This is a genomic window from uncultured Streptococcus sp. (assembly GCF_963536705.1).
Taxonomy (GTDB): Bacteria; Bacillota; Bacilli; order Lactobacillales; family Streptococcaceae; genus Streptococcus.
This window is the reverse complement of record NZ_CAUTAP010000001.1, coordinates 112588-126696: the sequence shown is the minus strand read 5'-3', so window position 1 is coordinate 126696 and position 14109 is coordinate 112588. Positions and strand designations below refer to the sequence as shown.

The 14109-nt window shown below is 44.3% G+C and carries 11 protein-coding genes; 1 reads left to right on the top strand and 10 read right to left on the bottom strand.

Features of this window, described 5'->3' with window-relative positions; translation table 11 throughout:
• Nucleotides 1-35 precede the first annotated feature (35 nt).
• The 3 genes from RWX26_RS00630 to RWX26_RS00620 all read right to left on the bottom strand — a co-directional run bounded on the left by RWX26_RS00630 (nucleotide 36) and on the right by RWX26_RS00620 (nucleotide 3946).
• Nucleotides 36-1826, bottom strand: coding sequence for a serine hydrolase (locus RWX26_RS00630; protein WP_314578167.1), 1791 nt, complete (start codon nucleotides 1824-1826; stop codon nucleotides 36-38).
• A gap of 33 nt (nucleotides 1827-1859) precedes the next feature.
• Nucleotides 1860-3641 carry a serine hydrolase domain-containing protein gene (locus tag RWX26_RS00625; protein ID WP_314578165.1) on the bottom strand — a complete coding sequence of 594 codons (1782 nt, stop codon included), beginning with the start codon at nucleotides 3639-3641 and terminating at the stop codon, nucleotides 1860-1862.
• Between the two features lie 113 nt (nucleotides 3642-3754).
• Nucleotides 3755-3946 (bottom strand): hypothetical protein, encoded by a 192-nt coding sequence (locus RWX26_RS00620; RefSeq protein WP_002930771.1) that lies wholly within the window; start codon nucleotides 3944-3946, stop codon nucleotides 3755-3757.
• 616 nt (nucleotides 3947-4562) lie between these two features.
• Here RWX26_RS00620 and RWX26_RS00615 point away from each other — a divergent pair.
• Complete coding sequence (locus RWX26_RS00615) at nucleotides 4563-6089, top strand: ATP-binding cassette domain-containing protein (protein ID WP_314578163.1); 1527 nt, start codon at nucleotides 4563-4565, stop codon at nucleotides 6087-6089.
• 230 nt (nucleotides 6090-6319) lie between these two features.
• On the opposite strand, the gene RWX26_RS00610 is transcribed toward RWX26_RS00615, so the two are convergent.
• The 7 genes from RWX26_RS00610 to RWX26_RS00580 form a co-directional block, all read right to left on the bottom strand.
• On the bottom strand, nucleotides 6320-8056 hold the full coding sequence (locus tag RWX26_RS00610) for an ABC transporter ATP-binding protein (RefSeq protein ID WP_314578161.1): 1737 nt from the start codon (nucleotides 8054-8056) through the stop codon (nucleotides 6320-6322).
• Nucleotides 8046-9788 (bottom strand): ABC transporter ATP-binding protein, encoded by a 1743-nt coding sequence (locus tag RWX26_RS00605; RefSeq protein ID WP_314578158.1) that lies wholly within the window; start codon nucleotides 9786-9788, stop codon nucleotides 8046-8048. Before RWX26_RS00605 ends, RWX26_RS00610 begins: the two co-directional genes overlap by 11 nt.
• A gap of 96 nt (nucleotides 9789-9884) precedes the next feature.
• Nucleotides 9885-11072 carry an MFS transporter gene (locus RWX26_RS00600; RefSeq protein ID WP_314578157.1) on the bottom strand — a complete coding sequence of 396 codons (1188 nt, stop codon included), beginning with the start codon at nucleotides 11070-11072 and terminating at the stop codon, nucleotides 9885-9887.
• A 156-nt stretch (nucleotides 11073-11228) separates the two neighbouring features.
• A complete protein-coding gene (gene asnS, locus RWX26_RS00595; RefSeq protein WP_002912687.1) occupies nucleotides 11229-12575 on the bottom strand; it encodes an asparagine--tRNA ligase in 1347 nt (448 codons plus the stop codon).
• A 21-nt stretch (nucleotides 12576-12596) separates the two neighbouring features.
• Nucleotides 12597-12962 carry a VOC family protein gene (locus RWX26_RS00590; RefSeq protein WP_223322544.1) on the bottom strand — a complete coding sequence of 122 codons (366 nt, stop codon included), beginning with the start codon at nucleotides 12960-12962 and terminating at the stop codon, nucleotides 12597-12599.
• Between the two features lie 179 nt (nucleotides 12963-13141).
• Nucleotides 13142-13492 carry a hypothetical protein gene (locus tag RWX26_RS00585; protein ID WP_314578155.1) on the bottom strand — a complete coding sequence of 117 codons (351 nt, stop codon included), beginning with the start codon at nucleotides 13490-13492 and terminating at the stop codon, nucleotides 13142-13144.
• Nucleotides 13493-13501: 9 nt separating this feature from the next.
• Nucleotides 13502-14095, bottom strand: coding sequence for a hypothetical protein (locus RWX26_RS00580; protein ID WP_314578153.1), 594 nt, complete (start codon nucleotides 14093-14095; stop codon nucleotides 13502-13504).
• Between the last annotated feature and the right edge of the window lie 14 nt (nucleotides 14096-14109).

The following is a 14109-nucleotide window of genomic DNA, read 5'->3' as shown; positions in this document are numbered from 1 at the left end:
AAAGCCCACCTTCCCGAAGGAAGACAGGCAACTTATCACATCGCCCACCACTGGTAAAGAGACCAATAGAGAATGTTAGCTACGATAGCGAGAGCAGATAGACTCGTCATGACTGTTAAGAAGAGCCGACCTTTGCCAAGTCCCTTTCGAACCTTACTCAAGAACGGGTAGATGGCACATCCTGCTAAGATTAAACCTAGAGCTGCAAAGACTATATAAGGCCATATGCTATAGGGGTAACTACGATTACTTGCTAGAAAAGCTGCAACAAGGCCATAGAAGTTTAAAGCCACTCCTACTGCTGCTAAAGAGGTCAGATAAGTCCAAATCCGAAGTTTCTTAGGTGTTTTAGGCTGGCCTTTTTTGAATACCAATCGGAAAAGATCTAAACCACCCCGTACCAAAAAGAGAATGATACTGAAAACAATTCCGACTGCCGCTGCAATAAGCATGGCCCAGTCTGCCAAAATTTCGCTATCCTTGACTCTGAAATAACTTCCATAAGGAGTTGTCACCTTGACCTTATCTCCGCTGCCACTGACTACTGAAAAATCCTGACTCAAAAGTGGATTGTCCTCGGATTTCTTGACAAAACTAGTATAGAGGAATAAGCTTCTAGAGATAGACATAGGACCACTGGCAAAGTAGCGAGTAGATCGGTAATTTCCAGACTGGAATTTGTCAAAGGTGGCTGAGTCCGTCTTTTTCTTAGGTCCAAAGACCAAAGCCGGCATCTCATGGTTGTAGACGAATTCGTGTTCTTGATTCGTCATGATAGTCATACCGATGCCATTTTTCAAGTCTAGCAGGATGTAAGAGGAATACCCCAAGGTATTACCGCTATGGCCGACAACAGTCATGCCAAACTCTGCATCCCAGAAACCGTGCATATTGAGCGGCATATCCGTTCCCGGATAATTCGAAGTTGCCGTATAAAGGGTCGCCCAAGTCTCAGCTCGCTGGAAGAGCTTCTCTTTCTTCAAAAGCGCTTGGGCAAACTTCTGAAAGTCAGCCATGGTAGAGGCAGCATTTCCCATTGGATAGAGCGCTGAGTATAAATAGGCAGTCCCCTTCGAAGTCTGACCATCTGCACTATAGGACATGGCCTCCATTCGCTTCTTATAAACCTTAAGATTATCCTTCAAATCTGAAGACATAGCTGTATCATTCATCTCTAATGGCTGGAAGATATGCTCATGGACATAGGTAGAGAAGTCCTGTCCGGAGATTCGCTCGACGATATAGCTCGCCAAACCGGCAGAGAAGTTTGAGTAGCTGGTCATGGTGCCGGGTTCGTAGGACTGGGTTGGCTGATTATTGGCTAAGCTTTCCTCAATTGTCAATCCTGTCTCTTCCTTAAGGCCCTGAATTGACTCGCTAAATCCCGCCTGATGGTTCATGAGATCAATCATCGTGATCGGCTTGTCATAGCGAAGGTTTTTTAAAAATCCCTCTGACAGATAGGTGCGGATGTCTTCCTCTAGGTCAATCTTTCCCTCTTCCCAGAGCTGCATGACGGAGACCCAAACCGTCAGCTTGGTAACCGATCCCCATTCTAAAACGCTGCTATCATCCGTTTTGACTTTCTTTTCCTTGTTCATATAGCCAAAGTTTCCTTTGTAGATGGTGCCATCCTTATCAAAGACCGTCGTCGCCAAACCAGCCGTTGTTTTTTCATGTTCCTTGACAAAACTTTCGATTTTCTGACCGATTTTGTCACGGTCCGTACCAGACGGCAACTTCTGCGAGTCAGCTAAAGCAGCTGTCGGCCGGAAGATTCCTAGCGTCAAAATGGTTAAAAGAATGATTAGAATAGATTTTTTCATGAGAGACTCCTTTGTGCAATGGAGAGGCGCTTATTAAAGGCCCCACCACTGATAAAGTGACCAGTAGAGGATATTGGCAACGATGGTCAGCGCAGATAGACTAGTCAAGACAGTCAGGAAAATGCGGCTCTTGCTCAATCCTTTTCTTGCCTTGGCCAGAAGTGGGAAGACCGCACAGCCAGCTAAAATTAGACCTAAGCCGGCAAAGACCATGTAGCGCCAGCTAGAAAGGTAGCTAGGGTCACTTGCTCCTAAAGCTAAGAAAAGGAAATAGAAATTGACAGCAACTCCCACTGCTGCTAGGGAAGTCAGATATGTCCAGATATGAAGTTCTTTAGGTGTTTTAGACTGATTTTTTTTGAATACTAGCCGGAAAAGATCGAGACCGCCTCGCACTAAAAGCTGAAGTAAAGCATAGATAACTCCTACTACCATGAAAATCAATACAGCCCAATCTCTCATCACGTCTATATCTTTTACTTTGAAAGAATCGCCATAGGCATATGTTACTTTGGCTGTCCCATTTTGCTCACTGACTACTGCAAAATCACCGTTCAAAAATTTATTATCAGCTGAATTTGTAACATAACTGGTACGTGGGAATATTCTAGTGAAAGACAGGGGGCCTGTTTCATAATATCTTGCTGATCGGTAATTTCCCGCTGGAAATTTGTCGAAAGTTTCCTGCGGAGTCTTTTTCTTAGCTCCAAAGACAAGAGCTGGCATATCGTAATTATAGACCTCTTCATGCCCTTGATTGGTCATAATGGTCATACCAATACCATTTTTCAAATCTAACAAGATATAAGAAGAAAAACCATAGGAATTGCCACCGTGACCGACAAGAGGCGTGCCATATTCTTGGGTCCAGAAGCCATGCATATTGAGCGGCATATCCGTTCCCGGATAATTCGAAGTTGCCGTATAAAGGGTAGTCCAAGTCTCAGCATGCTTGAAAAGCTTCTCCTTCTTCAAAAGTGCTTGGGCAAATCTCTGAAAATCACCCATGGTACTCGCTGTAAGACCGACAGGGTAAAGACCGATATTCATGTAATTCACACCTAGAGATTTACCATTGATATCATAAGTCATCTCTTCCTTCCGTTTCTCAAGGACGTAATCATTATCTATATAGCCAGTTAAAAGAGATGTTTTGTTCATACCTAATGGTTGTAAGATATGCTTGCGGGCATAGTTCGCAAAGCTCTGACCGGAGATTCGCTCAACGATATAGGCTGCCAGTCCCGTACTGAAGTTAGAGTATCCAGTCATAGTGCCTGGTTCATAGATTTGAGCTGGCTGATTGATCGCAAGGATTTGTTCAATATTCTGCCCTTTATTTTCTAGATAAGCGTGAGAAGAGTCCTCAAAGCCTGCTTGATGGTTCATTAGATCCAACATAGTAATGGGCTTGTCATAACGGAGGGTCTTGAGAAATCCCTCAGGCAGGAAATTGCGAATATCTTCTTCAAGATTAACCTTGCCCTCTTCCCAGAGCTGCATGACTGATACCCAGACCATTAGCTTCCCAGCAGATCCCCATTCAAAGACACTATCGTCATCGGCCTTGATGCCTTTTTCTTTATCCATATAACCGAAGTTTCCTTGATAAATTGTACCATTCTTGTCAAAGATAACAGTCTCCATACCGGCCGTTGTCTTTTCATGTTCCTTGACAAAGTCTTGGATTTTCTGATCGATTTTGTCACGGTCCGTACCAGACGGCAGCTTCTGTTCTTCAGCCAAGGCGGTAACTGGCCGGAAGAGTCCTAGAGTTATAATCGTTAGAAGCGTTAGAATAAATGATTTCTTCATGATATTTCCTTTCTATTTAGCTTCAACAATCGCATAGGCGATACTTCTGTATACCATTCGGATAAAAATTCTTAACATAGCTTTCTCCTTTCTTATGCAATAATTTACACAATCTAGTCAAAGGTCACAGTTTCTACAGCCACCATCGTCGCTTCATCTTGCTTGACATGTTCCTGAATCTTTTGGACAATCTCAATGGCCGCTGTGTTAGACTTCAAGGATTGCTCCATCGTCTTAGCTTGAGGCGTTTTTACAAGTCCCAGGCTTAGGACCGTCAAAAGCCAGAGAAATAAAGTTTTTGGCATGGTTTCTTACTCCTTAGATACAATTTAAAATGACGACCGGAATCTATCCCATTCCAGCACTTCTTATCTTTTACAAATTTTAGGCCTGTTTGTATAATCATTTTATATATATTTTTTTTATATACAAGATGATTATATATAATTTTACGGTATATGTCAAATTTTTATATAATCAAAAAAATATATATTAAAAACAGGTTAAAAGCCTTGAAACCAATATTCTTAGAGAGTTTATAAAATAGTATCCAAAAAACTTTTAAAAATTTTTATTTTTTTGAAAGCGCTTGACGAATCTGCTATCTTTTGCTAGACTTAAGACAGAACTATTTCGGAGGTACACGGAGACATGAAAAATTAAGTCTATTTTTTAAAGGAAACTTTATTTAGTAGATTTTGTCATGTTTCTGCATATCCGCGGGATGTTCATTTTTTGTGCTTTCTAGCTTCTATTTGCTTATCTTTAGATTAATCCTGTCGCTCCTATGACAGTGTAAGCTGGAAGCCTATAGACGAATAATCCCACTTTGACACTCCTGTGTCTGCTTTGTGCAATCAAAAACAGCTCTGCTAAATAAAGCAGGGCTGTATTTTGTATTAAAAAACGAAGGAGACATCTATGCTTCAAATAAGAAATCTAACTATCACCCACCTAAAAGACCTGAAAGAGTTAGTCAAAGATTTGTCACTGACTGTCAATCAAGGAGACAAGGTCGCTATTATCGGTGAGGAGGGCAATGGCAAGTCCACCCTACTCAAGCTCCTGCTAGACGAGCGACTTGTCAGTTCCTATGTCAGCTACAGCGGCCAGATTGATAAGTCCTATACTGCTGCTGTCTACTTACCCCAGCAGCTACCTTCAGAGGATGCCCAACTAACGCTCAATGACTATTTCTTTGGTGATTTTGAGACCGAGCTGGACTATGCCAAGCTCTATCGCTATGCTGGGGAGCTCAACTTTGACAGCCAGCGTTTCGCCAGTCAGCAGCAGCTCTCTAGCCTATCTGGAGGAGAAAAGCTTAAAGTTCAGCTCATCAAGAAACTTGCCAGTGATTGGGACATTCTCTTTCTTGACGAGCCCTCTAATGACCTTGATCTCGAAACTCTGACTTGGCTGGAAAACTTTATCAGCCATAGCCAGCAAACTGTCCTTTTCGTCTCTCACGACGAGCATTTTCTTGCTCAGGCTGCAAACAAGATTATCCATCTGGAGCGAATCAAAAAGAAGCAGGAAGCTAGAACCAGTATCAAGAGTCTGGACTATGAAAACTACCGAACTCAACGTCAGGAGGCCTTTGAAAAACAGGGGCAACTAGCACGGAAAGAGCGGGAAGAACACGCAAAAACTATGGAAAAACACCGCCGGGTTAAGCAGAGTGTGGAGCATACTTTACGAAATACCCATGACGCTACTGCTGGTCGACTGGTGGCCAAGAAGATGAAAAACGTCCTCTCACAGGGCAAACGATTCGAAAAGGCATGTGCTGAAATGACCGAAATCCCGATACAGGAAGATGCCATCAGCCTTCACTTCTCAAACATAGAAGCTCTGCCATTGACCAAAAGAATCCTAAAATTAGAAGGAATGAAACTGGAAACAGACGAACGACAACTGGCGGAAAACCTGACTCTGGAGGTCTGCGGCCAGGAAAAAATCGGACTGATTGGTGCTAATGGCGCAGGCAAGTCTACTCTGCTTAAAGAAATATGGAAGATTCTGCGTGAGCGGACAGATATGCAGGTCGGCTACATGCCCCAGCATTATGGCGACTTGCTGGCTGATGAGAGCAGTCCTTTGGACTTTCTAGCTCCCTCTGGCGACAAGTCCCATGAGGAGAAAATCCTGACTCATCTCGCCAGCCTCCAGTTCACGCGCGATGAGGCCCGCCACCCGATTGGGCAGCTTTCTGGAGGTCAAAAAGCCAAGCTCCTCCTGCTCAAACTTGTCCTAGACCGTCCAAATGTCCTCCTTCTGGACGAACCAACCCGCAACTTCTCTCCCACCTCTCAGCCTCAGGTTCGCCAGCTTTTGGCGACCTATCCTGGCGCCATTATCGCTGTCTCCCACGACCGAATCTTTCTCAAAGAAGTCTGCCAGAAGATTTATCGACTTACGGAGACAGGGTTGGAGGAAGTTGAATTATAAGCAAAAAGAGGCTGGGACAAAAGTCCTAGCCTCTCAATTGTCTTTGGATTGTCGAGCAAGACGCAGTGGTTGAGTGGGCTCTACTACGCTGATTTCATCAGCTTTTACAGCCCTACTCAACTGTGCGGAGGTGGGACGACGAAATCGAATTCTAACAAATTACCGATTTCTGTCCCACTCTCTTTTAGTTTCATTTAGCATCAATCTTTGAACTTTAATAAAGCTCCCTTCTACTCCTGCGCCGTCTGCATTTGGTAATAAACACCTCTGGCATCCATGAGCTCCTGGTGATTACCATGTTCGACGATATCACCATTTACCATGACGAGGATGATATCAGCATTTTGAATAGTAGACAGGCGGTGGGCGATGATAAAGCTAGTACGTCCCACCATGAGCTTGCTGAAAGCCTCCTGAATCAAGACTTCTGTTCGGGTATCGATGGAGGAAGTCGCCTCGTCCAAGATTAGGATTTTAGGAACGGAAAGGAAGACACGCGCAATGGTCAAGAGCTGCCGCTGACCTTGAGAAAGAGAGTCCCCAGCATCCGCCAGATAGGTGTCATAGCCCTGAGGCAGCTGCTGGATAAAGAAATGCGCATTGGCCGCCTTGGCAGCTGCAATGACCTCCTCTCGGCTAGCATCTGGCCGGCCAAAAGCTATGTTATCATGAATGGTCGCCGTCTTAAGCCAACTCTCTTGCAGTACCATACCGAACTGCTGACGATAAGAGGCTCTAGTATAATGACTGATGGGAATACCGTCTAGCGAAATAAGACCACTGTCTACATTGTAAAAGCGCATAAGGAGATTGATCAAGGTAGACTTGCCAGCACCAGTTGGCCCGACAATGGCGACCTTGCTAGCTGCTGGAATCCTTATATTCAAATCCTGAATCAGCTCTTTGCCAGGCTCATAGCCAAAAGCCACATGCTCAAAACTAATCTGTCCTTTGACATCTTCAGACTGAAGAATTTCCTGACCTGACTCTGCTATTTCTTCTTGGTCTAAAACGTTGTATATCCGCTCCGCACAAGCTAAAGCGCTCTGCAATTCCGACATTACTGACGATATATCATTGAAAGGCTTGGTGTACTGGTTGACATAGTTGAGAAAAGTTACCAGCTGCCCAACCGTAAAGCCTGTTCCCTGAATGATTCGGACAGCCCCAAAGCCCACAATCAAAGCATAGATCAAGGCATTGATAAAACGAGTCGAAGGATTAACCGTCGAAGAATAGAAAATAGCCGCCTGAGAATAGTCCGCATAGGTTTGATTGCTGCGAGTAAAAGTTGTATCAAACTGCTCCTGAGCATTAAAAGCCTGAATCAGACTTTCCTGGGTCAGACTTTCCTCAATCAGTTGAGTCTGTGCCCCTCTCGCCTGCGTCTGACGTTGGAAAAAGCTAAAACTCTTTCTAGCAATAAAGCGCGCTAAGAAAAGAGAAAGGGGCGTCAAAAGCAAGACCAAAAGCAGGAGGAAAAAGTCCAGCCGGGCCATGCTAATGATAGTCACTAAAATTGTCAACAAACCCACAAAAAATTGATTGAAAACCATGAGTAGTCCATTGCTGAGCTGCTCCAAATCTGTCGTCACACGACTAACCAAGTCGCCGGTTCCCTGCCGATCCAGATAGGCCAAAGGCAGATGGTGCACTTTCTTGATGACGCCTTGACGAAGCTGCTGGCTATAGCGATAGACCAGCTGATTATAGAGCAAGGGATTGAGCCACTGAATCAGCGTATTGGCTAAGATGACCAACAGCATCTGACCCAAAATCGGCATCAAATGCTGCTCCGCTTGAGGAAGAAGAACGCTATCAACCGCATTCCCGATTAAAACCGGAAGAAGAACAGTCAAAGCCACTTGAGCCACCGTTCCCAGACTAGCTAGGAGAAAGAGCCAGCGCGCCTGCAGCAAGTCTCGAGTCAAATGCCTCAAGCTGCTAGGTGATGTCTTATGCTTCATGCTTTCCCTCCTCTCCTTGACTATGCTGTGAGTGATGAATTTCTCGGTAAATGGCGGAGCTAGCTAAGAGTTCCTCATGGCGACCAAGAGCCACCTGTTCTCCCTTATCTAGGACTAAAATTTGATCCGCTGAGCGCAAGCTATTGGTCCGCTGAGAGATCAAGACCAGGCTGATCTCTGTCAATTCATTCTTAATAGCTTGCAGCAGTCTAGCCTCTGTCAGATGGTCCAGAGCTGAGGTCGCATCATCTAAAACCAAGAAGGGTGTCCTCCGCAAGACAGCTCTGGCAATGGTTAAACGCTGACGCTGACCTCCAGAAAAATTACGACCAAAGGCCTCTACAGTCGCATCCAAGCCACCCTCCTTCTGAGAGACGAAGTCCGCTGCCTGAGCAATCTCTAAAGCCTGCCACAAGTCTGCGTCTGTTGGCTTGGTGGACAGTCCTAAAGTCAGATTGGAGCGAACAGTTCCTTGAAAAAGCTCCGCCTTCTGAGGTACCAGACTGATCCAAGACCGCCATTCTCTGAGATTTTTAGGACTGCGTCCTTGGGAAAAGATGGTCAACTGACCAGCAGCAACTGGATAGAGATGAGCCAGCAGCTGGACTAGGGTAGATTTACCAGAGCCAGTCCCGCCAATAACCCCCAAAGTCTGACCTCTTTTCAAATCAAAAGTCAGACCAGTCAAAGCTGGACTAGCTGCATTTGGATAAGAAAAGCTGACCTGCTGGACTTTAATAGCTTGATCTAGCAGAGCTGTTTCCTGCACTAATTCCTGCAGAACATCTTCTTCAGCTTGCTCGAAGACCTGACTAATGCGGCCTGCACTGATATAGCTTTGATTGAGCGAGTTGACTAGAATCGCCAGCTTGAGCAATTCCACCAAAATCTGCAATAAATAATTGACCAAGGCCACTAGCATCCCCTGGGTCAGCAAGCCCTTGCCGATAAAAGCATTCCCCTGCCAAATCACAGCAATCAGAGTACCATTGACTGTAAGAAAGGTCAGAGGACTAATCAGACTAGCCAGAGCTCCCGTTCTGATTTGCCAGGTTTTATAGAGCTCGTTACGATTGCGAAAGGTCTGAACCTCGCGCTGGGTCTGACCGAAAGCTCGTATAACCCTCATGCCCTGCAGCTGCTCACGCGTCAGATTAACCAACTGGTCAGTCAGCTGGCGAATCTTAGCATAGAGAGGATTCATCAAATGAGACATGAAAACGATAATAACCGTTAAAATTGCCACCATGAGCAAGAACCACAAGGTAATGACCGGACTGATAGTAAAGGCCATGATGATGGAGCCAAAAACGATGATAGGCGCCCGCAGGAAGAGACGAAGAAATTGGTTGATTCCCGTCTGGATCTGATAGGTGTCGCTGGTCAGCCGAGTCACCAGGCTAGAGGTCGTCAGCTCATCCCGACTGGCCTTGGGCAAGCGTAGAATTTTTTTATAGAGATCACCTGTCATCTGACGAGTAAAGCCCACAGCTGCCTTTGACGAATAATACTGGGCCACCACTGCTACCACCACACCCAGCGCAGCCAAGCCCATCAAAAGAAAAACCATCCAGTAAAGATGGGAGCTGTCGTGTCTAGGAATGGTCTCGTCCACAATCCCCGCAATCAAAATCGGAACCAAGAGTTCAAAACTGGCCTCCAAAAGCTTGAACAAGGGCCCTAGCAAAGACTCCCTGATATAGCCCTTGAAATATTTCAATAAATCTTTCATACTGCCTACTTCTCCATTAAACTGTATATATTTTACCATAATTTTCAAAGGCTAAAAAATATTCTCTTTCTGACCAGCAGAAAGAGAACATTAATCTTAGACTTCTTTTAAATTCTGGCTTATTTTCTTTAGACCCATATGCAAAAACGGTGTCGCTGCTAATAAGAAGCCGCCCAAAACTATAAAAGTCCAGTCAAAGCCAAAGTAATCAATCAACCAGCCTGTTACAGGGAAAATGACAATCATACTCAGGCTGAACATCATAGAATAAACACTAAGCATGGTCGCCCGTACCTCACTTGGCAGCTGCTTTTGCAAATCGTTGTCAAAAATCGGCTGAAAAAGAGCATACAAGGCGTTGCTGATTAGATAAATCAGAATATAGATGATTGGCGTTCCAAAATAGGACAGCAGGTAGCTTGCCCCAGTTAGAAGGACTACTGAAGGAAAGAGTTTTAGGGCAGAATACTTCTTTCCAATCACACTCGCCAGATAGACCGCTAAGATATTCAAAGCACTGCCAATCAGCATGACTACCGAAATCTGCCAATCTTTTAAGTCAGGCAATTGATTTTGATAATAAAAATAAAACATACACATGAGAGTTCCGATGATTTGGGACAGAATCATCCAGATAAAAAGGCTGGGATTCCTATGCAACTCCTCTTTGACAGCCCAGATAATCTTTTTCATGGTCAGACGTTCTGCTTTCTCTGCTTTAACACTTGGCTCCTTCAACATCCAGGTCAAGAAAAGAACGATGATAGAGGTACCAATCATGATATAGTAGGTCAGATGCAATTGTCCATGGACAAAAAATCCGGCCCAGACCGTTCCCAAAGATCGGGTCGCTTCAGCCACTCCAGACATAAAGCTGGAGATGGATAGGTAACGTTCCTTGAGTCCGGCCTCAACAGACGAATCATAGACCATGGCTGCGCTTGTCCCCGAATCAAAATTATAGGACCAAGCACTAATCACCATAGCCAATGCATAAACCCAAAAGTTCCCCTGTCCCGCCAACATGAGAACAGAAGACACAATCCCAGCTATCCGACTCAGATAAAGATTGGTCTTGTAGGAAAAACGATCCGCCAACATCCCTGAAGGAATTTCACAAATAACGCTAGTCGCATGAAAAATACTTTCCAAAAGGCCAATCTGCCAAAGTGACATGCCGTTTTGACTGAGAAATAAAATCCAAAAACTAGTAATGCCTAGAAAGGCAAAAAATTCTACTCCGGCCATAAGACCGATATTTTTTCGATAACTTCTTTTAAACATATTTTCTCCTTTAACAAGTGTTTTCTAATTTCTATCCTTTATCACTTGTTAATCCGCTGTTTACATGACTCCTACCTCTTCTTTCTCTAAAATTCTATATTTGGATTATTTCATAGTTCATTGTTGAAAAAACGCCACATGGGCGTTTGATTCGTTTTACGGTTTAATACGGTGCAGCATACGTGGGAATGGAATGGCTTCACGGATATGCTTAGTCCCTGCTACAAAGGTTACCATACGCTCGATACCGATACCGAATCCACCGTGCGGAACTGTTCCATACTTACGAAGATCCAGGTAGAATTCATATTCTGAAGTATCCATACCAAGTTCATTCATCTTAGCAACGAGCGCATCGTAGTCTTCCTCACGCATAGAACCACCGATGATTTCGCCGTAGCCTTCTGGAGCAAGCAAGTCTGCACAGAGGACACGGTCTGGATTTCCAGGAACTGGTTTCATATAGAAAGCCTTGATGGCTGCTGGGTAGTTCACAACAAAGGTTGGTACACCAAAGTGGTTTGAAATCCATGTTTCATGCGGTGAACCAAAGTCATCTCCATGTTCAAGATGCTCATAATCAGCATCCTCATCATTTTCATGGGCTTGCAAGAGGTCAATCGCTTCATCATAGCTAACACGCTTGAAAGGCTCTGCAATATAGCGTTTCAAAAGTTCTACATCACGTTCCAAGGTTTCCAAAGCTTGAGGAGCACGGTCAAGCACACCTTGGATCAAAGCTTTAACATAAGCTTCTTGCAAGTCGAGTGACTCATCATGCGTCAAGTATGAATACTCTGCATCCATCATCCAGAACTCAGTCAAATGACGACGGGTTTTTGATTTTTCTGCACGGAATACAGGACCAAAGTCAAAGACGCGACCAAGAGCCATGGCACCTGCTTCCAGATAAAGCTGACCTGACTGACTCAAGTAAGCTGGAGTTCCGAAGTAGTCTGTTTCAAAGAGCTCAGTTGAGTCTTCTGCTGCATTTCCTGACAAGATTGGGCTGTCAAACTTCATAAAGCCATTCTTGTCAAAGAATTCATAGGTAGCGTAGATAATGGCATTACGGATTTGCATCATAGCCACTTGCTTACGAGAACGCAGCCACAAGTGACGGTTGTCCATGAGGAAATCCGTTCCATGTTCTTTCGGCGTAATTGGATAGTCATTTGACTCACCGATGATTTCGATGTCTGTGATGTCCAGCTCATAACCAAATTTTGAACGCTCGTCTTCCTTGACAATCCCTGTCACATAAACAGAAGTTTCTTGGCTAAGCTTTTTAATCGTATCAAACTTCGCCAATCCTTCTTCTTCGCCAAATTTCTCGATGAAGTTAGGCTTGAAGGCCACCCCTTGGAAGAAGGCTGTTCCGTCACGCAGCTGCAAGAAAGCAATCTTACCCTTACCTGACTTATTAGCAACCCAAGCACCAATGGTCACTTCTTGACCAACATAATTTTTCACATCAATAATTGTTACGATTTTCTTTGACACGTTTTTTCTCTTTTCTATTTTTTATTCTTTATGACAGACTGCCTCGACATTATTACCATCTGGATCCAAGACAAAGGCTGCATAATAAGGCTGGTGATATTGGGGACGAATACCAGGGGCGCCATTATCTTTGCCGCCCGCTGCAAGGCCTGCTTGATAAAAAGCATCCACCTGCTCCCTAGTCTCTGCACGAAAGGCAAAATGAGACGCATCTGATTGTCCCTGACTTAACCAAAAATCTCCAGCTGGAGCCGTCCGAGGTTCTGCAAAACTTACTGCCTGAGGAATTTCAAAGGCAATCTTGTAGCCCAATGGCTCTAAAGCTTTCTGATAAAAGAACTTGCTGGCTTCCAAATCCTTGACTGTAATTCCAAAATGATCAATCATATCTGCCTCCTAGATTGGTTGCTAAATGTCACTTTATTTCAAGACAAATCTTTTGGACATCTGTTCTATATTTTACCATAAAGCGATTGCAATAGCTATCCTTGAAGAGTCTAAATCTCAGAAAAATTAAAAAACCAGCCTCATAAACGCTGGCGGATAACTCTCTCTGAATAAGTGGACTAATTTTTTGTTCCATATAGCAGGCGATCAACCATGTCATCATCATAGTTCAAGACTTTTTTCAAAGCCATCTTAAAACGCTGATCGCTGAGAATCTGACCTCCTGGACTCTGGTCAATCGTCGCATAATTCCCCTCCCCATCCTGAGTAAAGGCTACAGTGAGCTCTTGGTCAGGGTCTTCACAAACATCTCTCCGAGGATCTTTTGAACTGGTAGACGGTCGAAAGTCCATTCTTTGCAGGCGAAACGACAGTTCTTTATGAAAAGCCGCAATGTCCTTCTGACGATTGACCACCGGCTCATGTTTGTCCAGCCAAGTCAAAACATCTTCTCTTGTAATATATATCATCTTCCCCTCCTAAACCAAATCAAAGTTCGCCCTGTAAATGACCGTATCATAGCTTGGGCTAGCTGCTGACAGAGCTGCTTGAATGATATGGAGCACGCGCTGCTGTTGACCTTCGAAAGCTAAGGGCAGAAGCATATTGGAGACATTTTTGACAATCACTCCCTTAATGAATTCCCCATCTTCATAAGAAAAATCCTGCTGATGAAAGATTGTCTTAGTCTTAAATTCAATCACCTGTCCTTGCAAGATTAGCTTATAAGTCTTCTTCCAATTAGTTCTGCCACCAAAGCGATAAAGGACCAGATAAATCCCCAAATCATGGTCTGCGACCCAATCACCCGTCTCAAAGACTAGCTCGTCATCAATCCCAGCCTTCTTTAAAAGCTTAATCCCTTCTTCAGAAATCATCTCGTGCACGAACTTCCAACTTCCTTCTTGGGGAAGAGATACTGCTCCCTCAGTCTCCTTCTGAGTGCTACTACTGACTTCTTTGAGATGAACTCTTTTAGGAGTATATTCTTCCTCCCAAGTCATCTCTTCTTCTATGTCACTGACAGCCCGCCTAGTCGGGAAAAAATCCAGACACTTTTCTAATAATCCCATATCCTATCTCCTCT

Coding starts and splice junctions, on each gene's coding strand:
- RWX26_RS00630 (WP_314578167.1), bottom strand. CDS start 1,826: ATGAAAAAATCTATTCTAATCATTCTTTTAACCATTTTGACGCTAGGA.
- RWX26_RS00625 (WP_314578165.1), bottom strand. CDS start 3,641: ATGAAGAAATCATTTATTCTAACGCTTCTAACGATTATAACTCTAGGA.
- RWX26_RS00620 (WP_002930771.1), bottom strand. CDS start 3,946: ATGCCAAAAACTTTATTTCTCTGGCTTTTGACGGTCCTAAGCCTGGGA.
- RWX26_RS00615 (WP_314578163.1), top strand. CDS start 4,563: ATGCTTCAAATAAGAAATCTAACTATCACCCACCTAAAAGACCTGAAA.
- RWX26_RS00610 (WP_314578161.1), bottom strand. CDS start 8,056: ATGAAGCATAAGACATCACCTAGCAGCTTGAGGCATTTGACTCGAGAC.
- RWX26_RS00605 (WP_314578158.1), bottom strand. CDS start 9,788: ATGAAAGATTTATTGAAATATTTCAAGGGCTATATCAGGGAGTCTTTG.
- RWX26_RS00600 (WP_314578157.1), bottom strand. CDS start 11,072: ATGTTTAAAAGAAGTTATCGAAAAAATATCGGTCTTATGGCCGGAGTA.
- RWX26_RS00590 (WP_223322544.1), bottom strand. CDS start 12,962: ATGATTGATCATTTTGGAATTACAGTCAAGGATTTGGAAGCCAGCAAG.
- RWX26_RS00585 (WP_314578155.1), bottom strand. CDS start 13,492: ATGATATATATTACAAGAGAAGATGTTTTGACTTGGCTGGACAAACAT.
- RWX26_RS00580 (WP_314578153.1), bottom strand. CDS start 14,095: ATGGGATTATTAGAAAAGTGTCTGGATTTTTTCCCGACTAGGCGGGCT.